General features: G+C 70.0%; 24 protein-coding genes. 11 read left to right on the plus strand and 13 right to left on the minus strand.

What is annotated here, in order from left to right; translation table 11 throughout:
• The first annotated feature begins 14 nt into the window (after nt 1–14).
• On the plus strand, nt 15–542 hold the full coding sequence (locus tag KNO15_RS10570; protein ID WP_241703682.1) for a hypothetical protein: 528 nt from the start codon (nt 15–17) through the stop codon (nt 540–542).
• Nucleotides 543–691: 149 nt separating this feature from the next.
• Here the strand turns inward: KNO15_RS10570 and idi are convergent, their stop codons facing one another.
• Nucleotides 692–1,243, minus strand: a complete 552-nt coding sequence (idi, locus tag KNO15_RS10575; RefSeq protein ID WP_241703683.1) for an isopentenyl-diphosphate Delta-isomerase — start codon at nt 1,241–1,243, stop codon at nt 692–694.
• A 123-nt stretch (nt 1,244–1,366) separates the two neighbouring features.
• Nucleotides 1,367–2,563, minus strand: coding sequence for a hypothetical protein (locus KNO15_RS10580; RefSeq protein WP_241703684.1), 1,197 nt, complete (start codon nt 2,561–2,563; stop codon nt 1,367–1,369).
• Between the two features lie 55 nt (nt 2,564–2,618).
• Here KNO15_RS10580 and KNO15_RS10585 point away from each other — a divergent pair, with 55 nt between their 5' ends.
• A complete protein-coding gene (locus tag KNO15_RS10585) occupies nt 2,619–3,404 on the plus strand; it encodes a MarR family transcriptional regulator (RefSeq protein WP_241703685.1) in 786 nt (261 codons plus the stop codon).
• Between the two features lie 13 nt (nt 3,405–3,417).
• Here KNO15_RS10585 and KNO15_RS10590 read toward each other — a convergent pair whose 3' ends face one another.
• Genes KNO15_RS10590 through sigJ form a run of 3 tightly spaced genes read right to left on the minus strand, consistent with a single transcriptional unit; the run spans nt 3,418 to nt 6,500 of the window.
• Nucleotides 3,418–4,884, minus strand: a complete 1,467-nt coding sequence (locus tag KNO15_RS10590) for an MFS transporter (RefSeq protein WP_241703686.1) — start codon at nt 4,882–4,884, stop codon at nt 3,418–3,420.
• A gap of 49 nt (nt 4,885–4,933) precedes the next feature.
• Nucleotides 4,934–5,566: a DUF2461 domain-containing protein gene (locus KNO15_RS10595; RefSeq protein ID WP_241703687.1), complete on the minus strand. Its 633-nt coding sequence runs from the start codon at nt 5,564–5,566 to the stop codon at nt 4,934–4,936.
• Nucleotides 5,567–5,600: 34 nt separating this feature from the next.
• Entirely contained in the window at nt 5,601–6,500 is a 900-nt protein-coding gene (gene sigJ, locus KNO15_RS10600; protein WP_241703688.1) for an RNA polymerase sigma factor SigJ, read from the minus strand.
• Nucleotides 6,501–6,575: 75 nt separating this feature from the next.
• Between sigJ and KNO15_RS10605 the strand changes: the two genes are divergently transcribed.
• Complete coding sequence (locus tag KNO15_RS10605; RefSeq protein WP_241703689.1) at nt 6,576–6,989, plus strand: hypothetical protein; 414 nt, start codon at nt 6,576–6,578, stop codon at nt 6,987–6,989.
• Entirely contained in the window at nt 6,986–7,750 is a 765-nt protein-coding gene (locus KNO15_RS10610; RefSeq protein WP_241703690.1) for an SDR family oxidoreductase, read from the plus strand. The genes KNO15_RS10605 and KNO15_RS10610 overlap by 4 nt, the downstream gene beginning before the upstream one ends.
• Nucleotides 7,751–7,834: 84 nt before the next feature.
• Here KNO15_RS10610 and KNO15_RS10615 read toward each other — a convergent pair whose 3' ends face one another.
• Entirely contained in the window at nt 7,835–8,407 is a 573-nt protein-coding gene (locus KNO15_RS10615; protein WP_241703691.1) for a signal peptidase II, read from the minus strand.
• 64 nt (nt 8,408–8,471) lie between these two features.
• Nucleotides 8,472–9,197: a GTP pyrophosphokinase gene (locus tag KNO15_RS10620; RefSeq protein ID WP_241703692.1), complete on the minus strand. Its 726-nt coding sequence runs from the start codon at nt 9,195–9,197 to the stop codon at nt 8,472–8,474.
• A gap of 84 nt (nt 9,198–9,281) precedes the next feature.
• Here KNO15_RS10620 and KNO15_RS10625 point away from each other — a divergent pair, with 84 nt between their 5' ends.
• The 5 genes from KNO15_RS10625 to KNO15_RS10645 all read left to right on the plus strand — a co-directional run bounded on the left by KNO15_RS10625 (nt 9,282) and on the right by KNO15_RS10645 (nt 15,112).
• On the plus strand, nt 9,282–10,862 hold the full coding sequence (locus tag KNO15_RS10625; RefSeq protein ID WP_241703693.1) for an MFS transporter: 1,581 nt from the start codon (nt 9,282–9,284) through the stop codon (nt 10,860–10,862).
• Nucleotides 10,863–11,048: 186 nt separating this feature from the next.
• Nucleotides 11,049–12,917, plus strand: coding sequence for a molecular chaperone DnaK (gene dnaK / locus KNO15_RS10630; protein WP_241703694.1), 1,869 nt, complete (start codon nt 11,049–11,051; stop codon nt 12,915–12,917).
• Between the two features lie 2 nt (nt 12,918–12,919).
• On the plus strand, nt 12,920–13,564 hold the full coding sequence (locus KNO15_RS10635) for a nucleotide exchange factor GrpE (RefSeq protein ID WP_241703695.1): 645 nt from the start codon (nt 12,920–12,922) through the stop codon (nt 13,562–13,564).
• 136 nt (nt 13,565–13,700) lie between these two features.
• Nucleotides 13,701–14,696, plus strand: a complete 996-nt coding sequence (locus KNO15_RS10640) for a DnaJ C-terminal domain-containing protein (RefSeq protein ID WP_241703696.1) — start codon at nt 13,701–13,703, stop codon at nt 14,694–14,696.
• Between the two features lie 2 nt (nt 14,697–14,698).
• Nucleotides 14,699–15,112, plus strand: a complete 414-nt coding sequence (locus tag KNO15_RS10645; RefSeq protein ID WP_241703697.1) for a heat shock protein transcriptional repressor HspR — start codon at nt 14,699–14,701, stop codon at nt 15,110–15,112.
• A 268-nt stretch (nt 15,113–15,380) separates the two neighbouring features.
• On the opposite strand, the gene KNO15_RS10650 is transcribed toward KNO15_RS10645, so the two are convergent.
• From KNO15_RS10650 to KNO15_RS10665, 4 genes are all read right to left on the minus strand, one after another.
• Complete coding sequence (locus tag KNO15_RS10650) at nt 15,381–17,870, minus strand: LuxR C-terminal-related transcriptional regulator (protein WP_241703698.1); 2,490 nt, start codon at nt 17,868–17,870, stop codon at nt 15,381–15,383.
• 188 nt (nt 17,871–18,058) lie between these two features.
• Nucleotides 18,059–18,799 (minus strand): cysteine hydrolase family protein, encoded by a 741-nt coding sequence (locus KNO15_RS10655; protein ID WP_241703699.1) that lies wholly within the window; start codon nt 18,797–18,799, stop codon nt 18,059–18,061.
• A gap of 109 nt (nt 18,800–18,908) precedes the next feature.
• Nucleotides 18,909–20,597, minus strand: a complete 1,689-nt coding sequence (locus KNO15_RS10660) for a hypothetical protein (protein ID WP_241703700.1) — start codon at nt 20,595–20,597, stop codon at nt 18,909–18,911.
• Between the two features lie 174 nt (nt 20,598–20,771).
• Nucleotides 20,772–21,443, minus strand: coding sequence for a GAP family protein (locus tag KNO15_RS10665; RefSeq protein ID WP_241703701.1), 672 nt, complete (start codon nt 21,441–21,443; stop codon nt 20,772–20,774).
• A gap of 111 nt (nt 21,444–21,554) precedes the next feature.
• Between KNO15_RS10665 and tdh the strand changes: the two genes are divergently transcribed.
• Together tdh and KNO15_RS10675 are read left to right on the plus strand one after the other, a co-directional pair.
• On the plus strand, nt 21,555–22,598 hold the full coding sequence (gene tdh, locus KNO15_RS10670) for an L-threonine 3-dehydrogenase (protein ID WP_241703702.1): 1,044 nt from the start codon (nt 21,555–21,557) through the stop codon (nt 22,596–22,598).
• Nucleotides 22,598–23,785: a glycine C-acetyltransferase gene (locus KNO15_RS10675; RefSeq protein WP_241703703.1), complete on the plus strand. Its 1,188-nt coding sequence runs from the start codon at nt 22,598–22,600 to the stop codon at nt 23,783–23,785. Before tdh ends, KNO15_RS10675 begins: the two co-directional genes overlap by 1 nt.
• A gap of 70 nt (nt 23,786–23,855) precedes the next feature.
• Here the strand turns inward: KNO15_RS10675 and KNO15_RS10680 are convergent, their stop codons facing one another.
• The gene (locus tag KNO15_RS10680) at nt 23,856–25,226 is read right to left on the minus strand and encodes an alpha/beta hydrolase (RefSeq protein ID WP_241703704.1); all 1,371 of its coding nucleotides are present in this window, start codon (nt 25,224–25,226) and stop codon (nt 23,856–23,858) included.
• A 144-nt stretch (nt 25,227–25,370) separates the two neighbouring features.
• On the minus strand, nt 25,371–25,760 hold the full coding sequence (locus KNO15_RS10685; protein ID WP_241703705.1) for a hypothetical protein: 390 nt from the start codon (nt 25,758–25,760) through the stop codon (nt 25,371–25,373).
• Nucleotides 25,761–25,830 lie beyond the last annotated feature (70 nt).

Below are 25,830 nucleotides of genomic sequence, written 5' to 3' on the forward strand. Positions count from 1 at the left end.
GCCGAGGGCTGCCCATGAGCGAGTCGACCGATTCTCTCTTCGCGCGTGCCCTGATCTCGCCCGGACCGACGCCGGAGCGGCCGCAGCGGATGCAGCTCTTCGGCCGGCTGGTCGGCAGCTGGCGCACCGACGGGCGCTTCCTCGACGAGGCGACGGGGGAGTGGCGGGAGTCCGTCGCGGAATGGGTGTTCGCGTACACGCTCGGCGGTCGCGCGGTGCAGGACGTGCTCGTCGCTCGCGACGCCGGAGACCCGAGCCTCGTCGACGGGCGCGGTTCGACGGTCCGCGTCTACGACCCGACGCTCGGCGCGTGGCGGGTGAGCTGGTTCGGAGCGGCGGCCGGTGACTTCTGCACTCTCGTCGCGACACCGCACCGACGTGATGGGATCCGCCAGGACGGCACGCAGACCGATGGTCGCCCGATCCGGTGGAACTTCTCGAACATCACCGACGACACGTTCGACTGGGACGGCTGGGTCTCGAACGACGAGGGCCGCACCTGGTGGCTCGAGCAGCACATCCACGCGACGCGCACCGGCTGACGCCCTTCGGCGGGATCTGCGGGTGCGGGTGCGGGTGCGCAACTGCTACCCCGGTTAGCTGCTTCGGGCGCGAACGGATTCGGTTCGCGGCATACGTCGGTGCCAGTTATCCACAGTTGATTACACAGGTGGAAAATAATGAGCGCGACTCACAGCTGGCCTGAAGCTTCGGATGCGTCGTCCGCGTAGAGAGCGGGAAGCTGCAGTGTCAGCCAGGGGCTGAACGCCCAGGGCGTTGCGTCGACCGCCGCCAGCAGCACCCGCGGATCCACCCACTCCCACTCGGCGACCTCGGAAGCGACCGGGTCGAGCGCGCCGGCGATCGTCGCCGTGTAGACCGGGCAGACCTCGTACTCGACGATGCCCGCGGCGTCGGTCGCGCGATACCGGAAGTCGGGGAGCGCGACGACGAGGTTCTCGACGCTCGTCCCGAGCTCGTCGGCCGCGCGCCGGGCGATCGCGTCCTCCATCGTCTCGCCGGGGGCGGGGTGCCCGCAGAACGAGTTCGTCCAGACGCCGGGCCAGGTCGCCTTGCCGAGCGCTCGCCTCGTCACCAGGACGCGGCCCTCCCCGTCGAAGAGGTGGCACGAGAACGCCAGGTGGAGGGGCGTGTGCGCCGTGTGCACGGTCGCCTTGTCCGCGGTCCCGACCGGGGTGCCGTCGTCGGCGAGCAGCACGACCTCTTCGCGGGGTGGCGTCATGTGACCATCCTAGGCTCGGCTGTCCTACCGCTGGCCGGTGCGCGAGTCCATGCGGGGACAGGTGGACCGACGACGCGCAGGGGGAACCGCGGGGCGGCGCCGGTGCGGTGCCGCCCCACGTGTTCAGTCGGTGGCCGGGTCGTCGCTCCGGGTCTCGGCGCTCGAGCCTTCGCCGCTCCCCGTGTCGTCATCCGCGGCCTCCTCGGTGGGCGGCGTCCAGCCGAGATTGCGGGCCATGGCCTCGAGAGTGGCCAGGGTCGTGGCCAGGTCGGCCGGGTCGATGCCCTCGGAGACGGAGGCGCGGAGCGCGCGAATCCGTTCGAAGGCTGCGTCGTGGGCGGCGCGTCCCTCATCGGTCAGCGTCGCCGCGTCTCCGTCGAACCAGACCCAGCCGCGCTCGACGAAGTCGGCGAGGACGCGGTCGACGCCGGCGCGGACGTGGTCGCCGCAACCGCCGCGGCGCCCGAAGGGCGGGTGTCCGTGGCGGTGGGCGGAGGCGAAGCCGTCACTGTAGCCGTGCGCCTGGCCGAACGGACCGTGCCCGAACCGGCCGAACCCCGGCCCGAATCCGCCCGGTCCGAACCCGCCCGGTCGGAACGGTCCGGGGCCGAACGGCGTCCCGCGGTCGAAACCGCGGACGAAGCCGCGCTCGAAGCCGCGCTCGAACGCCTGCTGCGCGCCGTGGCCGCCGGAGTGCGGGCCGTGGTCGTGGTGGTCGTGGTCGTGGTGTCCGTGGTCGTGGTCGTGGTGTCCGTCGTGCTCCGCGCCGTGGTCGTGCTCGTGGTGCTCGCGCACGTGCTCGTCCTGGTGGTGCTCATGCACGTGCTCGTCCTGGTGGTGCTCGTGCTCCTGCTCGTCGTGCTCGTGCTCGTGCTCATGCACGTGCTCATGCTCGTGCGGGTCGGGATGCGGGTGCTCCCTGTCGTGCTCCATCCACGCGCGGTACATCTCTTGGCGGCGCTCCCATTCGCGGCGCATCCAGTCCGGGCGCCCGCGCCATTCGCGCCGCGCGGACGCAGCGTCCGAGTCGGCGCCGCGGGTCCCGTCGCGCTCCGCGCCCCGCCGGTCGGCGCCGGGCCCGTCGCGCCGTCCATCACGGTCGGGCCGGCCCGTGTGGCCGCGTCGGCCGTGGCGGGGCAGTGCGGTGGCCAGTTCCTCCGCGGTGGCGGGACCGTCGGCCAGCGTGTGCAGGATACGCCACCCGCGGCGCCCGAGGTCGAGGTCGTGGAGTTCGTCGCGCATCTGGTCGCGGAGGCGCCCGTTCAGCTCGCCGAACCAGTAGCCCGGCGGCGTGGTGTTCGAGTCGTCGATGTTCGTCATCGGAGACCCCCTTCATTTTCTATGTACTCTTACAAGTAAATGTATAGTTACATGCATGGGTGAGGATCGTCAAGAGCTGAGCGGTTCGCCGCAAGCGGACATCGTGGCGCTGATCGAGCGCTCCCTGGTGGCGGTGCGCCGCGACCAGTCGCGCCGCAGACCGCAGGGCTTTCCGGGCGGACAAGGTCCCTGGGGCGCCCAAGGCCCGTGGGGACAGGGCGCCTATCCCGGGCATCACGGCGATCGCGGCCCCAGCGACCACAACCACGGTGACCAGAACCACGGTGACCACAACCACGGCGACCGTTCGCACGGCGATCACGCCCACGGCGAGAGCAGCCGAGGAGAGAGCACCCGTGGCGATCACCCTCACGGCGAGAACGGCCACGACAGCACCCACGGCTGGGGACCGCGCGGCCCGTGGGGCGGCTTCCCCGGCCCCGTCGGCGACTCGGCCCGGCCGGGACCGGGTCGGCGCGGGCGCGACGGATCCCTCGGCCGCATCGCGCGCTTCCGCATGCTGGAGGCGCTGGCTGCCGCCGAGGCGGAGGACCGTCAGCTCTCCGTCAGCTCGCTCGCGTCAGCCATCGGTGTCGATCAGCCGCGCGCGAGCCGGCTGGTGCAGGAGGGTGTCGAGCGCGGCCTCGTGCGCCGCGTTCCCGATCCCGCTGACGCCCGGCGCGCGCTCCTCCAGCTCACGGCGGCCGGCCGGTCCCAGCTCGGCGAGGTGCAGGATCACCGCCGGTCGGCCGTCGAGGCCGCGCTGGCCTCCTTCACCCCGGAGGAGGCACGCACCTTCGCCGAGCTCTTCGACCGGTTCGTACGCGCCTGGCCGCGCTGACCTCTCTGGGACGCTACTTCGCCGCCGCCTCCCGTGCCTCCCGCGGCGCACGCACCGGAATCAGGAGCAACAGGCCGACCAGCAGCACCAGCACGATCCCGAGGATGCCCCAGTACTGCGCTCCGCCGACGGCGACGAACGTGGCGAACAGCAGCGGAGCGACGAACGACACCGCTCGTCCGCAGGTCGCGTAGAGGCCGAACACCTCGCCTTCGCGCCCGGCGGGAGTGACCCGGGCGAGGAACGTGCGGCTCGCCGACTGGGCAGGGCCGACGAACAGGCAGAGGATGAGGCCGAACACCCAGAAGGCGATCGCGCCGGCGTCGTGCAGGAAGAACACGGCGAGTCCGGCGATGACGAGCCCGACCAGCGCGGTGACGATCACCGGCTTGGCGCCGAACCGGTCGTCGAATCTTCCGGACAGGATCGTGCTGATGCCCGCGACCACGTTGGCCGCGATCGCGAAGTAGATCACATCCTCCTGCGAGAAGCCGAACGTCCCCTTGGCGAGGATCCCGCCGAACGTGAACACTCCGATCAGGCCGTCGCGGAACAGCGCGGACGAGATGAGGAACAGGACGGTGTTGCGGCTGTCCCGCCACAGCCCGGCGATATCGCCGAACAACAGCCGGTAGGAGGCGATGAAGCCGACGCGCGGGAGCCGCCGGTTCGCCGGCGCCTCGGGGACGCGCACGAGCACCGGGATCGACAGGGCGAGCATCCAGATCGCCGCGATGACGGCCACCAGCCGATAGTTGAGACCCTGCTCGGTCGTCACACGCAGCAGGCCGCCCGTGCCGTCGCCGTTCAGCTTGGCCAGCAGGAACAGCACGATGACCAGCAGCAGGATGCCTCCGAAGTACCCGCTGGCCCAGCCGAGTCCGCTGACCCGACCGACGGTCTTGGGAGTCGAGACCTGCACGAGCATGGCGTTGTAGCTCACGACCGCGATCTCGTAGAAGACCGTCCCGACGCCGACGAGCACGACACCGAAGAGGAAGAACGACGGCGCTCCGACGACGAAGAACATCAGGGCGGTGACGACCACCACCACCCCGCTGTTGATCCCGAGCCACAGCTTGCGGCGGCCGGACCCGTCGGTGCGTCGCCCGAGTACCGGTGCGAGCACGGCCACGACGATGCCGGCGATCCCGATGCCCCACGCGAGTCCGCTGGAGAGGTCGGCGATCGCGCCGGCCACCGCGTCGTGCGCCGGCCCTGAGGTGTCCTTCTCCGCGTCCTGCGCGGCGAGAAGGGCGGGCGAGACGAAGTAGTCGGTCGTCAGATAGACGGTGAAGACGAAGGTCGTGATGACCGCGTTGAAGGCGGCGCCGCCGGCATCCCACAGCGCCCACGCGGTCACCCAGCTGCGCGGGATACGCCGGTCGGTCGAGCTGTCGGCGAAGAGCGGCGCCGCCGCCGTCGCGAGGGCGTCGCCGTCGCCGCCCGATCCGGCATCGGTCGGTCTGTCGCTGGTCATGGGGACAGCGTAGGGCGTGGCGGGGAACTCCCGGTGAACGCCCGTGGCGTCACTCCGGCGCGCCGGTCACATTCGCGCGCAGCCAGGCGGTCAGCGGCGCGCTGTCGTCGAGGAATGCGGCGATCCGCTCGGCGGCCTCGGGGGTCGCGAACCAGTCGGGGACGCCCCAGTCCGCCCAGGTGATGATTCCCTTGTAGCGCAGCAGTTCGGCGCGCGGATGTCCGGCGTCGAAGCCGCGCGGGGAGGTCTTCAGCGCCTCCGGGATCTCGATACCGACATCCTTCGCGCGCAGGGCGGCGAGCGCCGCCTCGAGCTCGGCGCCGGTGCGTGGTGCGTCGACGGCCCGTCGGTACCTGTCGAGCTGCTCCTTGTCGAGGTGGTAGGCGCCCGCGCCGCCGGCAACGCCTTCGGCCGAGACCTGCACGTAGCCCCCGCGTTCGAAGGTCAGCGCCGCGTGCAGCTTGTACGGCGACTTGTCCGGCGAGAATCGCACGTCGCGGTAGGGGCGGAACAGCCGGGCCGGCCCGAAGCGCGGCTCGAGTTCTTCGGCCAGCTCGTGCATCGGACCGGCGACCCTGGTCTCGTAGCGGTCGCGGTTCGCGAGCCAGAACCCGCGTTCGTTGTTCAGGGTCAGCTCGCGGTAGAACGCGATGGCGTCCTCGTCGAACCCGGTGAAAGCCATGGGCTGATCGTACGTCGCCCGGCGGGTGCCGGCATCACGACCACAGCGTGAGCTTGTCCGGGTTCCGCACCATCCGGATGCCGGTGATCACGCCGTCGCCCACGGCGACCGTCGCGACGCTGTCGAGTCGGTCGCCGAGTCGCACGAGCACGGCGAGCCCGTCGCCGGTCGGCGCGAGCTCGGCGGTCGACTCCGGGAACTTGGCCGCGAGCCCGAGCAGGAATCGCGCGACGTTGTCGGCGCCGACGACCGGCCGGCGCGCGGCGCTGACGCGTCCTCCGCCGTCGGAGACCAGCACGACCTCGGGGTCGAGCAGCGCCACGAGCGCGCCGAGGTCGCCGCCCGCTGCGGCCGAGGCGAATGCGCGCACCACGCTGTCGTGCTCCGCGGGCGGGGCTGCCCGGCCGCGCTCCTCCTCGACGCGGCGGCGCGCGGAGGAGGCGAGCTGACGGCAGGCCGCCGGGCTCCGCCCCACGGTGTCGGCCACCTCGGGGAAGGACATGCCGAAGACGTCGTGGAGCACGAACACCACGCGCTCGGCCGGAGTCATCGTCTCGAGGACGAGCAGCAGGGCGGTGCTGATCGAGTCGTCGAGCGTGGCGTGGTCGAGCGGGTCGGAGGCCGTGTCGGCCAGGGCGGACGCCCGGGGGAACGCGTAGGCCGGCACCGGCTCGGGCAGCCACTCGCCCACGTAGCGCTCGCGTCGCGCGCGCGCCGAGCCGAGCATGTCGAGGCAGACCCTGCCGGCGGTGCGGGTGAGCCAGCCGCGCGGTGAGACGATCTCGGCGCGCTCGGCTTCCGGCATTCCGAACCACCGGGTGTAGGTCTCCTGCACCGCGTCCTCGGCGTCGGCGACGGTGCCGAGCATCCGGTAGCCCAGCGCCAGCAGGTGCGGGCGCTCGGCGATCGCCGCGTCGTCGTGCTCGTCGCCCATGCACCCTCCTCGCCGGTCTCCCATCCATCCTGGCAGTCGGCCTCACACTTCGGGCGGCTGCGTCGTCCTGAGGGTATGAACACACCACTCCGTCGCACCCTGCTCGGCCTCGCGGCCGCGCTGGGCCTCTACGTCGGTCTCTGGGCGTACGCAGCCCCCGACTCGTTCTCTCGGTCCTTCCCCGGTCTCGGTCTGCACTGGATCGACACCGCCGGCGCCTACGACGAGCATCTGATCCGCGATGTCGGCGCCTTGATGATCGTGGTGACCGCGGTCGCAGGCTCCCTCGGCGCAGGGGTCACGCACCGCTTCGCGCTGCCCCAAGCTCCACCGCGCGGCTTCCACGCACCGCACCTCGAAGGGTCGGTCGTCGACCGTGTCGGAACGCTGCTGTCGCTGGGCTCGAGTGCGCTGCTGGGGGTGCTGCTCGTGCTGCCGTCCCGGCGTCCCGACCCGCGCACGGCACTCTCGGCGGAGGCGGCACGATGAGGGTCGCGGTGGCCGGAGGTACCGGCGTGGTCGGTGTGAAGACCGTGGACGCCGTCAGGGCGTCCGGCCACGAACCCGTCGTGCTGAGCAGGTCGGCGGGCGTCGATCTGCTGGCCGCAGGCACGGACGACCGCGAGGCGGAACGCCTTGCGCGGACGCTCGACGGCTGTGCGGCGGTCGTCGACGTCACCTCGGTCATGACGACGAGCGCGGCGAAGTCGACCGCGTTCTTCGAGACCGTCACCCGGGCGTTGCTCACGGCGGAGCGCGCCGCCGGTGTTCCGCACCACGTCGCGTTGTCGATCATCGGTGCGGAGGCCGCACCCGCGGCCTACTACGCCGGCAAGGCCGCGCAGGAGCGGGCCGTGATGGCGAGCGGCACCGGGTGGACGCTCCTGCGGGCCACCCAGTTCCACGAGTTCGCCGCGCAGCTCGCCGCCCGCGGCGGTGGCATCCACCTCGTGCCCGCGATGCGGTCGCAGCCGGTCGCCGCCGCGGAGGTCGGTGTGCGCCTGGCCGAGCTCGCGACCGCGGATCCCTCCGGAGTGAGCCGCGACCTCGCCGGCCCGCGGGTGGAGGACATGCCGACGCTGGTGCGCCGCTACCTGGCCGCGACCGGCCGTGCCGCCCGAGTGCTCGCCCTGCCGCTGCCCGGCCGCTGGGGCCGCGCCCTGCGCGACGGCACCCTCCTGCCCGGTCCCGATGCTCAGCTCGGAACCGCCACCTTCGACGAGTGGCTCGCAACCGCCGCCCACCCCTGACGCGCAGCCATCGCTTCCTCACTTTCTCCCGGTCGCGACCGGCGTGTCGCGTGAAGAAGTGAGGAAGCGATGGCGGGGCGCGCGTCAGCGGCGCGGGCCGCCGCGCAGCGGCACCCCCGCGACCGCGAGCACGAGCGCGAGGAGGGCGCCGAAGAAGATGGCGATGTCGGCGACGTTGCCGATGAACCAGTTCGCATAGGCGATGAAGTCGACGACGTGCCCCTGCCCGAAGGAGGGTGCACGGAACAGCCGGTCGCCGAGGTGCGTGATCGCGCCTCCGAGCAGCAGCCCGAACGCGATCGCCCAGGACCGCGCGCCGACCAGTCGCGAGAACCAGAGCAGCGCGACCACGGCGAGCGCGGCGACGATCGTGAACACCCACGTCGCGTCGACCAGGAACGAGAATGCGGCGCCCGAGTTGTACGTCAGCTGCAGCCCGAGGAGCGTGCCGATCAGCGAGTGGTACTCGCCTTCCGTCAACGCCGAGGTCGCCCAGAGCTTGGTGAGCTGGTCGGCGAGCACGACGAGAAGCGCGATGACCAGGATGATCACGAGCGCGCGCGAACGGCGGGTGCGGAACGCCTCGGCGGTGTCGTCCTGCCGGGTCTCGGACTCCGCGGCCGTCGGCTCACTCAGAGGTTCGTCGCTGTCGCTCACCCCGCCATCCTTCCATGCGCGGCGCGGGAGGCGGCGCCGGATGCGAGGCGGCGACGCGACCGGACTACACCGAGATCGGCAACGCGTAGTGCACGCCGCCGCCGTCACCGCGCACCTGGCGGTGGATGTCCTCCATGGTGATGTCGAGTTGGCCGGCGGTTCCCGCTGCGGCGGTGAGATCGCGCAGCAGCGCGTCGGGCACCTCCCCGTCGTACTTGTAGTAGATCTTGTGCTCGAGGCTCGCCCAGAAGTCCATCGCGACCGTGCGCAGCTGGATCTCGACCGGCACCGCGACCGGGCCGCCGCTGAGGAACACCGGCACCTCGATGATGACGTGGAGGCTCTTGTAGCCGTTCGGCTTGGGGTGCGCGATGTAGTCCTTGACGCGCAGCACCCGCACGTCCTCCTGCGCTGTCAACAGTTCGAAAACGCGGTAGACATCGGAGACGAAGGAGCAGACGATCCGCACGCCGGCGATGTCGGTGATGGCCTCCCGGATCGCGTCGAACGACGGCTCGCAGTTCTTGCGGATCACCTTTTGCTCGATGCTCTCGGCCGACTTGAGGCGGCTGGAGATGTGCTCGATCGGGTTGTACTCGTGCAGCTCGGCGAACTCCTCGCGGAGGATGGACACCTTGGTGGAGATCTCGTCGATGCCGAACTTGTACGGCATGATGAACCGCGCGAAGTCCTCGCGGAACGCCTGCACCTCGCTCAGCGTCGCAGGATCGATGCTCTGCAGCGCCTCGATCGCGCGGGTGGAGAGAAGCGGGGCGGGGTCCGGATCCATGCCATCGACGCTAGCGAGACGGGTTGTGCGGACGGTGTGAATCCGCCGTCGCCAAACCCCCGGGTCGTGTGCAACCGTGAGCGCATGAGCGGCGCAGAGGGCGCGACCGCGCCTTTCAACTCACGTCTCGCGATCCTGCTCGCGATGGCGATGTTCGTCCTCGTCGTCGACACATCGCTGATGAACGTGTCGATCTCGGCGGTCGTCCACGACCTGCACACCACCGTGAGCGGCGTGCAGGGGGCGATCGCGCTGGAGGCGCTGGTCTCGGCCGCGTTCATCCTGATCGGCGGAAAGACGGGCGACCTGATCGGCCGCAAGCTCGCGTACGTCCTCGGCCTGCTCGGTTACGCCGTCGGTGCCGTCGCCATGACGCTCGCCCAGAACCTCTCGGCCGTCATCATCTTCTGGGCGCTCGTCGGCGGGATCGGCGCCTCCCTGCTGCTGCCCGCGATGCAGTCGCTCATCCACGGCAATTTCGAAGGCGACCAGCAGAAGCGCGTCTACGCCCTCGTCGGCGCATCGGCCGCCATCGCCGCCGCGGTCGGCCCCCTGCTCGGCGGCTTCATCACGACGTTCCTGTCGTGGCGCGTCGGCTTCCTGCTCGAGGCGCTGATCATCGCCGTCGTGCTGGCGGGCATCGGGCTGGTCAAGGACGTCCCGTACACGGGCGACCGCGCGATCGATCTGTTCGGCGCGCTGCTGTCGGTGGTCGGGATGGGCGGCATCGTCACCGGCATCCTGGTCTGGCAGGAGGGCGGACAGTACGTCCTGCTCCTCATCGTCGTCGGCGTCGCCGCGCTCACCGGGCTGGTGTTCTGGTTGCGGGCGCGAAGTCGGCGCGGCAAGCCGACCCTCCTCGACCCCGCGTTGTTCTCGTCGAGGCTCTTCCGCACCGGCGTGAGCGGGCAGCTCCTGCAACAGGTCTCGCTGGGCGGCACGATGATCGTGCTCCCGATCTATCTGCAGATGGTGCTGGAGTACAACGCGCTGCAGGCCGGCCTGTCGATCGCGCCGCTGTCCCTGAGCATGTTCGTCATCGCCCTGTTGGCGGGCCGGAGGGCGAAGGGTCGTCCTGCGAATCTCATCCTGTGGGGCTTCCTGCTCGCCGCGGCCGGCATCGTCATCCTGCTGCCGATCGTGCCGATCGCGACGAACGGCTGGTATCTCACCGTGCCGTTGGTCATCTCCGGGGCCGGGCTCGGTCTGCTGGTCTCGCAGCTGAACAACTACACGCTGTCGCCGATCAGCGACGAGCGGGTGAGCGAGGCCGCCGGCGTCAACTCCGCGGCCGGATCGTTCGGGCTCTCCTTCGGGCTCGCGTTCGCCGGCGCGATCATGCTGGCCACCCTGGCGTTCACGTTCACCTCGATGACGAACGCCAGCACCGTGCTTCCCGCGGCCGACAAGCAGCAGGTCGCAGCGGCGCTCGAGGAGGACGCGCAGGTGATGTCGAACTCTCAGCTGCAGAAGCAGCTCGCCACCGAGACGCCCGAGGTGCGCGCCGAGGTCGTCCGCATCAACACGGACGCCCGGCCGATCGCCCTGCAGGTCGCCCTGCTCGTGCCGTTGATCTCCGCGCTGCTCGGCGCCGGCAACGCCCTCCGGATGCGTCGCCTCCCCGACCCCGCCCCCTCCGACAGCGATGCACCGGTGCTGGGGTGAGCGGATCGGCCCTGATCAGGGAATATCCCCATCGCGCTCAAAGTTGAGTCAACTGTACTCAAGTTTTGAGATCTGCGGCTTGACAGTCTCCCCACCGGGGTGACAAGCTTGAGCCGTCAAGGCTCAACTCTTGACCCCAGACTTAATACGGCCAACGAAGCCAGCAACAAAGGAGAGAAAGCACACATGTCACGTGCAGTAGGAATCGACCTCGGAACCACCAACTCCGTCGTCTCGGTGCTCGAGGGCGGCGAGCCGACGGTCATCGCGAACGCGGAGGGCTTCCGCACCACCCCGTCCGTCGTCGCGTTCACCAAGGACGGCGAGGTGCTCGTCGGCGAGACCGCGAAGCGCCAGGCGGTCACGAACGTCGACCGCACCATCTCGTCCGTCAAGCGCCACATGGGCACCGACTGGACCACCGAGATCGACGGCAAGAAGTACACCGCCCAGGAGATCTCGGCCCGCATCCTCCAGAAGCTGAAGCGCGACGCCGAGCAGTACCTCGGCGACACCGTCACCGACGCCGTCATCACCGTGCCGGCGTACTTCAACGACGCCGAGCGCCAGGCCACCAAGGAGGCCGGCGAGATCGCGGGCCTCAATGTGCTCCGCATCATCAACGAGCCGACCGCGGCCGCGCTCGCGTACGGCCTCGACAAGGGCAAGGAGGACGAGCTCATCCTCGTCTTCGACCTCGGTGGCGGCACCTTCGACGTCTCCCTCCTCGAGGTGGGCAAGGACGACGACTTCTCGACCATCCAGGTGCGCGCGACCGCCGGCGACAACCGCCTCGGCGGAGACGACTGGGACCAGCGCGTCGTCGACTGGCTGATCAAGCGTTTCAAGGACTCGACGGGTGTCGACGTGTCCAAGGACAAGATCGCCCTTCAGCGACTCAAGGAGGCGGCGGAGCAGGCCAAGAAGGAGCTGAGCTCCTCGATGAGCACCAGCATCCAGCTGCCCTACCTGTCGCTGACCGAGAACGGGCCGGCCAACCTCGACGAGACGCTCACCCGCGCGCAGTTCGAGCAGATGACCAGCGACCTCCTCGACCGCACCAAGAAGCCGTTCCAGGACGTCATCCGCGAGGCCGGCATCAAGGTCGGCGACATCGCGCACGTCGTGCTCGTGGGTGGTTCCACCCGCATGCCCGCCGTGAGCGAGCTCGTGAAGCAGGAGACCGGCGGCAAGGAGCCCAACAAGGGCGTGAACCCGGACGAGGTCGTCGCCGTCGGCGCCGCCCTGCAGGCCGGTGTCCTCAAGGGCGAGCGCAAGGACGTCCTCCTGATCGACGTCACCCCGCTGTCCCTCGGCATCGAGACCAAGGGCGGGATCATGACCAAGCTCATCGAGCGCAACACGGCCATCCCCACCAAGCGCAGCGAGACCTTCACCACGGCCGACGACAACCAGCCGTCCGTCGCGATCCAGGTCTTCCAGGGCGAGCGCGAGTTCACCCGCGACAACAAGCCGCTCGGAACCTTCGAACTGACCGGCATCGCCCCGGCCCCCCGCGGCATCCCGCAGATCGAGGTCACCTTCGACATCGACGCCAACGGCATCGTGCACGTGTCCGCCAAGGACAAGGGCACCGGCAAGGAGCAGTCGATGACGATCACCGGCGGTTCCAGCCTGCCGAAGGACGACATCGAGCGCATGGTGCGCGAGGCCGAGGAGCACGCCGCGGAGGACAAGAAGCGCCGCGAGTCCGCCGAGACCCGCAACCAGGCCGAGCAGCTCGTCTACTCGAACGAGAAGCTGATCAAGGACAACGAGGACAAGCTCCCCGAGGACGTCAAGAACGAGGTCCAGGGCGACATCGACGCACTGAAGACCGCGCTCGCCGGCGACGACGACGAGGCCGTGAAGACCGCGTACGACAAGCTGAACGAGAGCCAGCAGAAGATCGGCCAGGCCATCTACTCGGCCGCGCAGGCGGCAGAGGCCCCGGCCGGCGACGCCGGCGAGGCGGGCGCTCAGGGTGAGGGAACCTCCTCCGACGATGAGGACGTCATCGACGCCGAGGTCGTCGAGGACGAGGAGAAGAAGTAACCATGGGCGAGCAGAACCGCGACGGGCACGGTTCGGAGGAACCGGAGCGCGAGGAGCCGATCATCCGCGACAAGCGCAGGATCGACCCCGAGACCGGCAAGGTTCGCGAGCCGCAGGGCGAAGAGCACGACCTCGCGCACGAGGAGCTGGTCGACGTGGGTCCCGGCGAGGAGCAGAGCGTCCTGTCCGACGACGACCTCGACATCCTCTCCGGCCAGACCACGGCCGACCAGCTCGCGGCGGAGCGGCTCGCCGACCTCCAGCGGGTGACCGCGGAGTACGCGAACTACCGCAAGCGCACAGAGGCCAACCGGGAGGTCGAGCGCGAGCGCGCGATCGGAGAGGCCGTCAAGGGCCTCATCCCGGTGCTCGACGACCTGGAGCGTGCGGACAAGCACGGCGACCTGACGGAGGGCAGTGCGTTCGCGACCATCGCGACCAAGCTGCGCTCGTCGGTCGAACGGCTCGGCCTCACCCAGTACGGCGAGAAGGGCGACCCCTTCGACCCGCAGATCCACGAGGCGATCTTCCAGCAGCCCACCCCCGGCGTGACGGCCGACACCGTCGCCGAGGTGGTCGAGACCGGCTACCGGCTGGGCTCCACCGTGGTGCGTGTCGCGAAGGTGGTCGTCGCCACCCCGGCCTGACTGGCCGGACGATGAGCGCCAGGAGCGGCGGGATGCGTGTCCCGCCGCTCCTGCCTCGACAGAAGATGCAGACTTCACAGACAGCAGTGCCCACGACGGCACGACCCACGACAGCACAGCCAGGAGAGGAGGCGCCGTGGCAAGCCAGGACTGGTTCGACAAGGACTTCTACAAGGTCCTAGGCGTCTCCAAGGACGTCAGCGAGGCGGAGCTCAAGAAGACCTACCGCAAGCTCGCCCGCAAGTACCACCCCGACTCGAACCCGGGCGACCCGGCCGCCGAGGCGAAGTTCAAGGAGATCAGCGAGGCCCACTCGGTGCTGAGCGATCCCGAGCAGCGCAAAGAGTACGACCAGGTGCGCGCCATGGGTTCCGGTGCTCGGTTCACCGCTCCGGGCTCCGGCGGCCAGGGCGGTTTCGACGACGTGTTCGGCGGGATGTTCAGCGGCGCCCAAGGCGGCCAGCGCTACACCTTCCAGCAGGGCGGCGGCCAGGGCGGCTTCGACGACGTCTTCGGCGGCCTGTTCGGCAACGGCCGGTTCGGTTCGACCAGCGGCGGCTTCCGCGGCTACGGCGGCCCGACGCGCGGCAACGACGTGACCGCGCACACCACCATCGACTTCGTCACGGCCACCAAGGGCGAGACGATCAGCCTCCAGGCCGGGGACGGCAAGCCGTTCAAGGTCAAGATCCCCGCGGGAGTGGCCGACGGCCAGAAGATCAAGCTGCGCGGCAAGGGCCAGCCCAGCCCGGACGGCGGGGAGCCCGGCGACATCGTCCTCACCGTGACGGTGCGCAAGCACCCGGTGTTCGAGCGCGACGGCCTCAACCTCCGCGTCACCGTGCCGGTCACGTTCGCCGAGGCCGCGCTGGGCGCGACCATCGAAGTCCCGACGCTGGGCGGCGAACCGGTCAAGCTCCGCGTCGCACCCGGCACTCCCAGCGGGCGCGTGCTGCGGGTGAAGGGCCGGGGAGTGCAGACCGCGAAGGGCACCGGCGACCTGTTGGCCGTCGTGCAGGTCGCGGTGCCGTCGCACCTCTCCGCCGAGGCCAAGGAGGCCTTGGAGGCGTTCGCCGAGAAGCTCCCGGACGAGAACCCGCGAGAGGACCTCCTGGCCAAGGCCCGAGGCTAGCGATGGACGAGAACACGCAGGTCTTCGTGATCTCGATCGCGGCCGAGCTGGCCGGGATGCACCCGCAGACCCTCCGCCAGTACGACCGCTTAGGGCTTGTGAGCCCCGGCCGCACGGCGGGCAAGTCGCGGCGCTACTCGATGCGCGACGTGCAGAAGCTCCAGGAGATCGCGCGCCTCGGCTCCGAGGGCGTGAGCCTGGAGGGCATCCGCCGCATCCTGGAGCTCGAAGACCACGTCAACGCGCTGAGCGATCGGGTGCGCGAGTTGGAGTCGGCGCTCGCCGACGAGCTGCTCAACCGCCCCGGCCGCCGGGTCTTCGCTGCCGGCTCGGCGGGCGAAGTGGTCCCGATGCGCGCCGGCACCCGCGTGCGTCGCAGCAACCAGATCGTCGTCTGGAGGCCGCTCGAGAAGTAGGGCGCGAAAGGAGCGAGGGGCTCGTCGTGTCGTCCCACCCCCGAGGAGGACGATCGTGACGGGCCCCTCGCGACGTGCGGCGATCAGTCGGCGACGCGATGATCACCACATGTGTAGTCTCCGATGCACCTGCTGTCGTAGGGGTCGGCTGTCGGCGGATCTGGTGGTGGCCACCCCTTCTTTGGTGCCGAGTCGCCGCGGGACCGGGGGAATGCGAGCCGGAGCTGAGTAGCGGCCCAGGAGACGCGTGCGGCGGACCGGACGGGGTTCAGCGCCCGGACGAGTGGGCAGCGGCCTCGAACAGCGCGTGGCGGTTGGTCACCCCGGCCTTGCGCATCGCGCGCGCGAGATGGTTCTCGACGGTTCGCGGGCTCAGCGAGAGCCGTTCGGCGATGTCCGTGTTGCTCAGCCGCCCGGCCAGCAGCGCGATCTGGTGCTCCCGGTTCGTCAGCAGCGGGCCGGGCGCCTCGCCCTCCGGCTCGAGCCCGGCGTGGTTCGGCCATTCCGCGACGACCCGGTCGCTGCCCAGCGAGCGGCCGATCCTCTCGAGGGTCTCCCGCCGGTGCTCGTCCGTCTCCGAGCGTGCGGCGGAGAGCACCAGCCGCACTGTCGACGCGTTGTAGGGTGCCTTGCGGACGCCGTCGGCCCAGCGGGTGAGACCGTCGACCGTGTCGCTCTGCAGGAGCTCGATCAGGGCGCTCGCGTGGTCGAATCCGGGGGTCTTGAGCCTGCGAACGACCCGTTGGAACTCGTGCGCGGTGTTCGCGCCGAGATGATACTGCAGCCCGTAGAGCGCCTGTTGGGCCGCGCCGACGAGGTAGCCGAGCTCGCGCCGCCGCCGGACCGAGGCGGCGATGTGCTGATCGAACAGGAGGGGCGCCTGACGCTCCACGGCGACGGTCGTCGCGAAGTCGACGCCCATCCCGAAGCATGGCCCCGGCCGCGACTGCAGCCGTTCCGACTCGCGTAGGAGGGCGCCGCGCAGCGAGGACGAGCCGCCGCGACCCTGATCGAGCGCGTGGAGTTGGAGGAGCGCCGCGTAGAAGGCCTGGAAGAGGTACTGCGGTCGCCCCACCAGCAGCACGGAGTTGAGGACGCCCTGGTAGGCGGTGCGCCGACCGAGGTCGTAGTTCGCCAGGGCGGCCACGTAGCACCCGGAGATGTAGGCGCCGCGGAGCTTGTGGTACTCGCCCTGGTTCATCAGCCGCTCGGCCGCGCCCAGTGCGGCGTCGAGCCGCCCGTCGATGAGGTCGGCCATCGCCGTGACCGTCGTCGATGTCGCCTTCGACACCTGCTTGGTGGGAGTCCAGTCGGCGAACTCCCGTGCTGCTTCGGTATCGCCGCTGATGAGTGCACGGACCGCGCGTTCCAGCCGGACGAACCCCGTCGGCTCGTCGTCTTGCTCGGTCTTCGGGATCTCGACGCCCGAGCCCACCATGAGCGAGATCGCCCGGCCGGCCGCGCCCGCCGCGGCGCGCCACTCGGGGTGCAGCGTGCCGTACGACTCGAGGAGGTCGCGGCAGTCCGTCTCCCGCTGCTCCTCGAAGGCCAGCCAGTTCGCCTGCTGCACCACGAACTCGAACGACGTGCTCGACGCGTCCTCGAGCTCCACCGCGGTCTCTGCGAACACGCGCACGATCCGTTCGCGCTCCTGAGGGACGCCGAGCGCCTCGACGATGTATGCGCCGGCGGTCGTCGGGTTCGGCGCCGCTTCCCAGGCGGCGAACGTGGCGGTGACCGTTCGTCGCTCGTGTTCCCTGAACAGCTGCGAGAGCGAGGCGAGCGACGCCCCCTCGACCTCCGGCGACAGGTCCGTCGGCACCAGAGCGGACTCGTGTTTCCAGATGGTGGAGAGCGGGATGGTGCTGCGCTGATAGCGGTCGCTGAACATGCGCGGCCACACCTGAAGCGCGCCGCCGAGACCGGTCTGGGTGAGGCGGATCAGCCCGTAGTCGCAGGCCAGCTGGGTCAGCCGGGCGTCGAACCGTTCCGTCGCGATGTCGAGCGCGACCTCGCCGAGCTCAGCCACGGACCGCACGAGGGCGCAGACCTCCGGCTCGTAGTCCGTCAGGATCCCATCGATCAGGGGGATCAAGTCGTCGTTCCAGAACGAGGCCGTGGCCTGGCGCCACACGCCGTTGTGCTGGACGATCCTGCCGTGATCGCGCGCACTCGTCACGACGGCCTTACTGAGCAGCGGAAGCCCACCGGTCTTGGCGTAGATGCGCGACACCACTGCGGGATCCGTCTCGCCGCCCAGCTCTTCCGTCACCAGCTCGCTGGTCGCCCCGATGCCGATGCCGCGCATCGTGATCACCGTCTCCGGCCAGACCGGCGCGATGGTGCGCTCGGGATGGTGCATGCCCATCCCGGGGAGCTCGGCCAGCAGGAACGCGGCGCCGGTGCGTTTGCGGAGTGCCGCCAGCAGCCGCAGCGATCGTTGGTCGACGAGGTGGGTGTCGTCGATGGCGATGACGGTCGAGGGGCGGAGGGCGGGTGCCACCTGGTCGAGCGGGTCGACCTCTCCCGTCGGGCGCACCCCGAGCTGGCGCGCGAAGCGGAGGAAGGCCGCACCTGGTTGCGTCGACGCGCGGTCGGCCTCCACGGTGACCACGGGAGTGCCCGTCTCCTCGAGGATGCGGATGGTCTTCTGGAGCAGCTCCGAGCGTCCGCTGCCGTGCACGCCGACGATGCTGACGGTCCGTCGCGTGCGTGCCGCTGCCACGGCGCGATCCAGTTCGGCCCCGAATGCGAACACGTTCAGCCCCTCGCTCCTCGTCCCCGCGGCGGACTTTGCCGCGGTGCGATGCGTCTGTAATACCAGGCGCCTGGAGTGCACAATCCTGAAAACCGTCGTTGAGGTGTCGCGTGGACGGAGAGTTCGCCACGATCTTCACCTCGCCCCGCCGGGTGCCCCGGGGCCGGAGGTCGGCAGACGGCAGCACCTCAGAGCGAGCTCGAGGCCCCCTGCCCCACGTACAGCGTGTTCGCGAACTGGCTCGCCTCGCTGGCTGCGATGTCGCGGTCGATGCCGGCGCGCACGTCGCGCATCAGCTTGTGCAGTTCCTCGTGCTTGCCCGGTACGCGGGCGTGACCCGTGCTGTCCCAGAGGTTGGACACCGGGAGGGTGTCGCCGGCCTCCACCGCGAGCGTCCACTCCTCGGTGGTCGCGACCGCCGCGAACTCCGAGTCCATCGTGACGAGCACGCTGATGTGCAGGGCGTCCGCCGAGATCGATCCCGCCTCGTTGACGAGGTCGAGGGTTCCCGTCGCGTCGGAGAGGAACTCGACTGTGAAGCCGAGGGCCGCCGCGTCACGTGCCGTGCCCGCGCAGCAGTGCTGGGTCATGTACCCGGCGATGGCGACCGTGTCGATCCCCTCCGAGCGCAGCCAGTGCTCCAGCTCGGTGCCCGCGAACGACGAGACGCCCTGCTTCGTCAGCAGCAGGTCGGGCGTGCGATCGGCCACCGACGGGTGGAGGGCGGCCCCTTCGGAGCCACGTGCGAACACCGGCGAGCCTTCATCCTCGATGTGCTGCACGATCACCAGCTTCACGTCGTTGTCGGCCGCGGCGTCCATCGCGACTTCGATGTTCGGTATCGATGTCATCAGGTCGGGGTGGCAGATCTTCAGGTTGCCGGTGACGTACTCGTTCTGCACGTCGATCACGATGAGAGCGCGCTTCATGACCGCACTCTAGCGCTGCACGCCCGGTCGGGCATCAGGACGGCACGAAGCGGTTCCACGACCCCGTCGCCGAGGGAGCCTGCGACCGCGGTTCCCTCACAGCCGCCGCTCAATAGCGGACGATCGTCGCGTCCATCCAGGTGCTCGCGATGGCCTTCGCGTTCGGGGGGAGGGTCGTGATCTTGACCGGCGTGGTGACCTTGGTCGGGCCGCCTGAGCCCATTCCCCAGGCGTTCTCGAAGTTCGTCCCCGCGAACCAGACATCGCCGGAGTTGTCGAGCACGACGAGGTGCTGGGCGCCGGTGGCCATGTCTTTGACGTCGTCGACGAGGACGCGCGTCCAGCTCTGGGTCGCCACGGTCGTCCCGTTCCCGAGCGTCCCGTCGTTGTTGCCGCCGACGGCCCAGAGTTCGTTGGCCGTGTTCTTGATGTAGAAGCTCGTGGCGTACGCGCTGTTCGGCTGATGCGCCCAGATCTCCACGGGTGTGCCGGGCGGGGGCTGGATCTCGTGCACGTAGCCGTCGTCGACGTAGCCGCCCGGAGTGTAGGACGCGGTCGCCGAGCCTGAGAAGAGCACCCGCCCGTCGTGGGCGAGCATCATGAGCGTCCAGTCATCGGCCTGGACGGCTTTCGCGATCCCGGTGACCGGAGAGCCGTCCTTGAAGAGCAGTTGCTGGACGACGCCTTCACCTCGGGTGACCGGCAGGCCCTTGGCGAACTTGGCGAACTTCGTCGCGTCGCCGGTGAGCCAGACGGTGCCGTCGTCGAGGGTCCAGATGAGCACGGCGTCGTTGCGGTTGAGCGAGACCCACACCGGCTTGCCGGGAAGGTCGCCGCCGATCCTCGTGAACCGCTTGATGACAGTGCTCGTCGTGACGTGACCCGGTATGGCGAGGTAGTTCGACACCTGCTGGCCGGTCGCCCACCAGTCGCCCGCCGTGTCCTGCACGATGACGAGTCCCTGGTCGGCGCCGCTCTGCGAGGCGACGAACCGGGCGGCGTCGGTGAAGGGCGAACCGTCGTCCTTCGTGGAATCCTGCAGCGCCAGTGTGGAGGCGATGTTGCCTCCGGTCCCGATCTCGCCGTAGGTGTTGACGCCCGAGCCGCGCAGAACGCCGGAGCCGGAGATGCCGAAGACCACGCTTCGCCCCACCCCGATCTGGGCGAGCGGCTCGTCGAGTGCCCACGGCGTCGGGTACGAGACGCTGCCCAGCGATGCGCCGTTGGCGGTCTGACCCTGCGCGCTGCGACCACCGACGGTGTAGGCGTAGCCGGTTCGTGCGGCGAGCGTCGCCGTCGCGGTCGAGCCGTTCGCCACTGCGGTGATGACGGCGGAGGACGCCCCCACCCCTGCGGGAGGGATCGCGACGTAGACCACGCCGACGCCGTTCGCCGCCGTCGTCACCGTCATGCTCTGGATGGCCGAGAACCCGACGTTGTCTCCCACCCGGAAGAACGAGAAGCCTGTTCCGGAGATGGTCATCGTGACGTTGGTGGCCTTCGCGGGCGAGACGGTGATCGGAACGGCCGTCGCGGTCGCGGTCGCGGAGCGCAGGGTTCCGCTGGGCAGTCCTTTGCCGGCGTCGAACTTGGTGGCGATCGACCACCCGCCGCCGACGACGCCCGTCAAGACCGGCGGGATGTAGACAGGGCCTCCTGGCAGCACAGAGACTGCGGCCGCCGGTGAGGCGACGACCGCCGCGATGGCGGGGACCGCCCACGCGGTCGCACCGACGATCGTGCGTCTCGAGAGTCCGCGCTTCGTGAACTTCTCGTCGGATCGGGTTTCGTCGGCCATCGCGTCGATGCCTTTCATCAGCGGTCGGGTCAGCTCTGGAGGTGGCGGGGCCGGGATCCCCAGCCGCAGCGTAGGACCCGCGCAGCTGAAATGCTTGCGTTTCCGCGCCAGTGCGGGGTGGATTTCGCCGCTGCCTTCACCCGCTGGGCTGGCCGCCACCGCCCGTCACGGACCTCACCCGAACGAACTGCTCAGCAGCACCGCCCCGAAGAGGACGAGCACGACGGCCGTGATCGTCCGGCTCGACCGGATCAAGGCGGCGTGCAGCCGGTCGAGGGCCGGCCGGATGCGCTCGCCGCCGATGAGCACAGCCAGAACGGGGGCGGCGGCGGTCACGGTGCCGATCGCCGCGAAGATCGCCACGGCGGCGATGGTCGGCGGCGCCTCGGTCAGCGTGCCGCCGATGAGGATGCCGGCACCCGCGCCGAAGGCGAGCTCCTTCACATTGGCCGCAGAGAGGGTGAAGCCCAGCCCGAAAGCACTCGGCCCCGAGACGCCTGTGAGCGAGGCCATCCACTTCGGCGGGCTGTCCGCCTCGTCGCCGCGCGGTCGTCGCGCCCAGGTGAGCACGCCGAACACCATCATCGCCAGCCCGAGCAGCACGTTCAGCGCCGACAGGACGATCGCGGACCCTCCCGCGTCCGCGAACAGCTCAGACAGCGCGGCGAACACGCCCACCACGACGACGACCCCGAGGAACCGCCCGGCGACCAGGGCGACCGCCCGTCCGCCGCCTCCGGATCCCAGCGAGATGATGACCGCAGCGATGAGCGGAAGGGGGCTGAGCGCGACCCCGACCGCCAGCGGGAAGAACTCCGCGACGACCTGTCCCAGCTGCGACCACACGACATGAAATGTAGCGCGGACGGGAAGTAGGCTGGTGCGCGGCCTCCTGCCCACAAGGCGACGGATGCCACGCGACGACGCGCACCGCACGACCCCACGAGGATGGCGAACATGAGAGCCCTGTACAAGAGCGAGGCCGGCCCAGGGCTGGCCCTCGTCGACGTTCCCGAGCCGCAGATCGGCCCGGAGGACGTGAAGATCCGGGTGCTCCGCACCGGCATCTGCGGAACCGATCTGCACATCCTGCGCTGGGACGACTGGGCGGCCTCCGCCGTCGCCGCGCCGCTGGTCCCCGGGCACGAGTTCTACGGGGAGGTCGTGGAGGTCGGCGACCTGGTGCACGACGTCGAGGTCGGCGACAGGGTCTCCGGTGAGGGCCACATCGTCTGCGGCACCTGCCGCAACTGCCGGGCGGGCCGCCGCCAGATGTGCATTCGCACGAAGGGCGTCGGCGTGCAGCGCGACGGGGCTTTCGCCGAGTACCTCGTGCTCCCGGCGACGAACGTGTGGGTGCACCACATCGGCATCGAGCCGGAGGTCGGCGCACTGTTCGACCCGCTCGGCAACGCCGTGCACACGGCGTTGGCGTTCCCGGTGGTCGGGGAGGACGTGCTCGTCACCGGCTGCGGCCCGATCGGCCTGATGGCGATCGCCGTCGCCCGCCACGTCGGCGCACGCTTCATCGTCGGCACCGACGTCAGTGAGCGGCGTCTCGAGCTGGCGAAGGGCATGGGGGCCGATTTCACCGTCGACGTCTCGAAGCACGACATCCGCGAGGCCCAGCGGGCGCTCGGAATGCGCGAGGGCTTCGACGTCGGCTTCGAGATGAGCGGCGCCCCGACGGCGCTGCCCTCGATGATCGAGAACATGAACCACGGCGGCCGCATCGCGATGCTCGGGCTGCCGTCCGAGAAGATCTCGGTCGACTGGGGCATCGTCGTCACGCACATGCTCACGCTCAAGGGCATCTACGGCCGTGAGATGTTCGAGACCTGGAACGCGATGGGCGCGATGCTGCAGACCTCCAAGCCCCTGCACGACTCCATCGCCTCTATCGTGTCCGACCGCTTCCCCGCGCGAGACTGGGAGAAGGGGTTCGCAGCGGCCGCGGCGGCCGGCGGCGGCAAGGTCATCCTCGACTGGACGGAGCTCTGATGTACGGGACGTTTCGCGAGCACGTGGCGGGGCAGCTGGCAGAGATCGAGGAGGCCGGGCTCACCAAGCGCGAGCGCAGCATCCACGGTCCCCAGGCGGCGCTGATCACCGCCGACGGTACGGAAGTGCTGAACTTCTGCGCCAACAACTACCTGGGCCTCGCCGACCATCCCGTCCTCCGCGACGCGGCGAAGTCCGCGCTCGACGAGTGGGGCTACGGGATGGCGAGCGTGCGCTTCATCTGCGGGACGCAGGAACAGCACCTGGAGCTGGAGCGGCGGGTGTCCGCGTTCCTCGGCACCGAGGCGACGATCCTGTTCTCGTCGTGCTTCGACGCCAACGGCGGCGTTTTCGAGACCCTGTTCTCTGCGGAGGACGCGATCGTCTCCGACGAGCTCAACCACGCGTCGATCATCGACGGCATCCGGTTGTCGAAGGCGCAGCGCTACCGCTACAGGAACCGCGACGTGGCGGACCTGCGCGCCCAGTTGACGGCGGCGCGCGATGCGGGAGCCCGGTACACGGTGATCGTGACCGACGGTGTGTTCTCGATGGACGGTTACATCGCGCCGCTCCGCGAGATCTGCGACCTCGCGGACGAGTTCGGCGCCCTGGTCTTCGTGGACGACTCGCACGCCGTCGGCTTCGTCGGCGAGCACGGTCGCGGAACCCCGGAGTTCTGCGGCGTCGCCGACCGCGTCGACATCTACACGGGCACCTTCGGCAAGGCGCTCGGCGGCGCGTCCGGCGGCTACGTGTCGTCGCGGCAGGAGATCGTCGACCTGCTGCGTCAGCGCGCCCGGCCGTACCTGTTCTCGAACACGCTCGCGCCGTCGATCGTCGCGGGCACGCTGGCCGCGCTCGACCTGCTGGAGCAGTCCGACGGACTGCGCGCGCAACTCCTGGGCAACGCGGTGCTGTTCCGCGAGCTGATGACGGAGGCCGGATTCGACCTCCTGCCGGGCGAGCACCCGATCGTGCCGGTGATGTTCGGCGACGCCGCGCTCACCGCCCGCATCGCGGACGAGATGCAGAAGCACGGCGTGTACGTCACCGCGTTCTCGTTCCCCGTGGTGCCGCGCGGCAAGGCGCGCATCCGGGTGCAATTGTCGGCGGCGCACACCGACGAGGAGATCCACCGGTGCGTCGACGCCTTCACGGCGGCACGGGAGGCCGTCTCGGCCTGACTCCGCGCGCATTTGCCGCAAATGTCGTCTCTCAGGGAGGTATTCGCGGCATTTGCCGCAAATCTCTTGCTTACTCGGGGTCGGCGGCGGCGACCACGCTGCGGCGAGTGAAGAACAGGAGCAGCTGAGTGCCGAGGAAGAGGGCGAGAGCGCTGAGGTCGACGATCGTGACCGTGCCGGCGACGGCCGCCGCCTGCGTCAGGCCGCAGGCGCGGGCGTTCTGGTCGGGCGTGCAGAGGAAGCGGTCGGCCGACGGGATCGCGCCGGACGCGAGCCAGCGCCCGATGAGCTGGTTGTAGGCGGTGGCGAGCCCGGGTTCGAGGGCCTGCGTGTGGGTCGCGTCGGGGACGGCCCAGTAGGTGACCTTCCAGCCGGCCTTCTCGGCGGCGGTGGCCGTGGCCTCCACCTGCTGCCGGAAGTGCGGGTCCAGTGCGCCGGCGACGAAGATGCCCGTCATCGGCTCGGGGTAGGTCGACGACGAGAGGATGTTGGCCGGCCAGGTGGCCTCGAACGCGGCCTGGCTGCCGCCGTAGTACGTGTTCCGGGTGAACGTCGGCCGGTGCTCGCCGGGCTTGTCCGGGCCGGAGATGTCGACGACGTTGGCCCAGGTGTCGGGGTGCTTCGCCCCGAGGTAGGCCGCGCACTCGCCGCCGTGTGAGTAACCGGCGATCACCCAGTCCTCGCGGTCGCCGCTGGCGGGCAGGTTGGAACGGATCCAGTCGGGCACGTCCTTCGACAGGTAGGTGTCGAGCTTGCCGCCGACGGTGTCACTGCACGGCGGGTTCTTGTCGATCGCGCCGATCTGGTCGACGACGAGGATGAAGGGTGCGTCGTCCAGACGCTCGGCGCCGAGGCTGTGCAGGGCGTCGAGGGTGGCGCCCAGGGTCGGCCTCCCCGGCTGGCCCATCATCATCTCCACCACCGGGCGCGTCGTCGCGGGGTCGCGCAGCCAGCCGGAGGGGACGAACAGGTGGGCGTCGCGCGCCGAGAAGCCGGACGCGGTCGGCGGGATGCGCACGGTCAGTTGCGCGCCGTTCGCGAGGGTGTCCGGGGTCAGCGGAACGGCCTTGCCCGCGATGGTGGCCGTTGCGAGCGTCGGTCGCAGCGTCAGGCCGGTGGCGGCGACCCCGGCGAGGCCGGTGGCGACGGTGAGCGCCAGTGCGAGGGTCCGGGGGCCGCCCCGGGACTGCAGCGTGTCGCCGAGTGCGAGCGGCACGGCGAGCGACGCGAGAGCGATCGCGAACCAGCCGGCTCCGCCGAGGTCGGGCCGGGGCGCGAAGAGGCACCAGAGCAGGATGAAGACGAGCCCGGCGACCTGGCCGATCAGTACCGCTCGGACCGTCGGTCCGGCGCGGAACCGCCACGCGCGCGCACCGAATCGCCAGGCCGGGTAGGCGGCGAGCAGGCCGAGTGCGAGTGTGAGCCAGGCGAGAATCCCCACACGTTCCACCCTAACCGGCCGGCTTACCCCCGATCGCCGCTCGGCTGCCCCGCAAGCGGGGGCGGGAGTCAGCGGCGCGGACGTCGAGCGCCCGACCAGTCGAGCACCTGGCCCCTGGTCGGGCACTCCGCTGTCAGCGAGTCGTCAGCACTGGTAGGTGACTGTTCCGACTTTCGTGGGCGTCAGCTTTGTGCCGATCAGCACGTACTCGTAGACCGTGCCGTAGAAGCTCCAGGCATACTTGTGCCCGTTCCAGTGATAGTCGTTGTTGTAGAGCCAGACGGCATAAGCCGAGGGGAAGGCGCTGATCACTTGCTGACTCCGATTCGAGCACGTCGGATTGAGATTCCACGAATAGGTCCAGCCTGCGTGAACCGCTCCCGAAGGCGGTGCTGCGGTCGCTGGTCCGGCCGCTAGTGAGGCCGGCGCGAGCGCCAGCATCAGACCGACGATCGCGGCGATGAACCTCCTTCTCCGCCTTCCGGCGGCGCCCTCGGTGTTGGTCGAGTTGCTTCCCGATTCGAGCTTCCCCACAACGTGCTCCTTTGCTGTCAGTGTGACGGTAGGCAAAGTGGAGCACGCGCGACGGGACCCCGTCTAGGGC

The sequence above is a fragment of the Leifsonia shinshuensis genome (assembly GCF_022606355.1).
Taxonomy (GTDB): Bacteria; Actinomycetota; Actinomycetes; order Actinomycetales; family Microbacteriaceae; genus Leifsonia; species Leifsonia shinshuensis_B.

What these genes read in the sequence shown, in the direction of transcription:
- KNO15_RS10570 (WP_241703682.1), top strand. Translation starts at nt 15, where the DNA reads ATGAGCGAGTCGACCGATTCTCTCTTCGCGCGTGCCCTGATCTCGCCC.
- idi (WP_241703683.1), bottom strand. Translation starts at nt 1,243, where the DNA reads ATGACGCCACCCCGCGAAGAGGTCGTGCTGCTCGCCGACGACGGCACC.
- KNO15_RS10580 (WP_241703684.1), bottom strand. Translation starts at nt 2,563, where the DNA reads ATGACGAACATCGACGACTCGAACACCACGCCGCCGGGCTACTGGTTC.
- KNO15_RS10585 (WP_241703685.1), top strand. Translation starts at nt 2,619, where the DNA reads ATGGGTGAGGATCGTCAAGAGCTGAGCGGTTCGCCGCAAGCGGACATC.
- KNO15_RS10590 (WP_241703686.1), bottom strand. Translation starts at nt 4,884, where the DNA reads ATGACCAGCGACAGACCGACCGATGCCGGATCGGGCGGCGACGGCGAC.
- KNO15_RS10595 (WP_241703687.1), bottom strand. Translation starts at nt 5,566, where the DNA reads ATGGCTTTCACCGGGTTCGACGAGGACGCCATCGCGTTCTACCGCGAG.
- sigJ (WP_241703688.1), bottom strand. Translation starts at nt 6,500, where the DNA reads ATGGGCGACGAGCACGACGACGCGGCGATCGCCGAGCGCCCGCACCTG.
- KNO15_RS10605 (WP_241703689.1), top strand. Translation starts at nt 6,576, where the DNA reads ATGAACACACCACTCCGTCGCACCCTGCTCGGCCTCGCGGCCGCGCTG.
- KNO15_RS10610 (WP_241703690.1), top strand. Translation starts at nt 6,986, where the DNA reads ATGAGGGTCGCGGTGGCCGGAGGTACCGGCGTGGTCGGTGTGAAGACC.
- KNO15_RS10620 (WP_241703692.1), bottom strand. Translation starts at nt 9,197, where the DNA reads ATGGATCCGGACCCCGCCCCGCTTCTCTCCACCCGCGCGATCGAGGCG.
- KNO15_RS10625 (WP_241703693.1), top strand. Translation starts at nt 9,282, where the DNA reads ATGAGCGGCGCAGAGGGCGCGACCGCGCCTTTCAACTCACGTCTCGCG.
- dnaK (WP_241703694.1), top strand. Translation starts at nt 11,049, where the DNA reads ATGTCACGTGCAGTAGGAATCGACCTCGGAACCACCAACTCCGTCGTC.
- KNO15_RS10635 (WP_241703695.1), top strand. Translation starts at nt 12,920, where the DNA reads ATGGGCGAGCAGAACCGCGACGGGCACGGTTCGGAGGAACCGGAGCGC.
- KNO15_RS10645 (WP_241703697.1), top strand. Translation starts at nt 14,699, where the DNA reads ATGGACGAGAACACGCAGGTCTTCGTGATCTCGATCGCGGCCGAGCTG.
- KNO15_RS10655 (WP_241703699.1), bottom strand. Translation starts at nt 18,799, where the DNA reads ATGAAGCGCGCTCTCATCGTGATCGACGTGCAGAACGAGTACGTCACC.
- KNO15_RS10660 (WP_241703700.1), bottom strand. Translation starts at nt 20,597, where the DNA reads ATGGCCGACGAAACCCGATCCGACGAGAAGTTCACGAAGCGCGGACTC.
- tdh (WP_241703702.1), top strand. Translation starts at nt 21,555, where the DNA reads ATGAGAGCCCTGTACAAGAGCGAGGCCGGCCCAGGGCTGGCCCTCGTC.
- KNO15_RS10675 (WP_241703703.1), top strand. Translation starts at nt 22,598, where the DNA reads ATGTACGGGACGTTTCGCGAGCACGTGGCGGGGCAGCTGGCAGAGATC.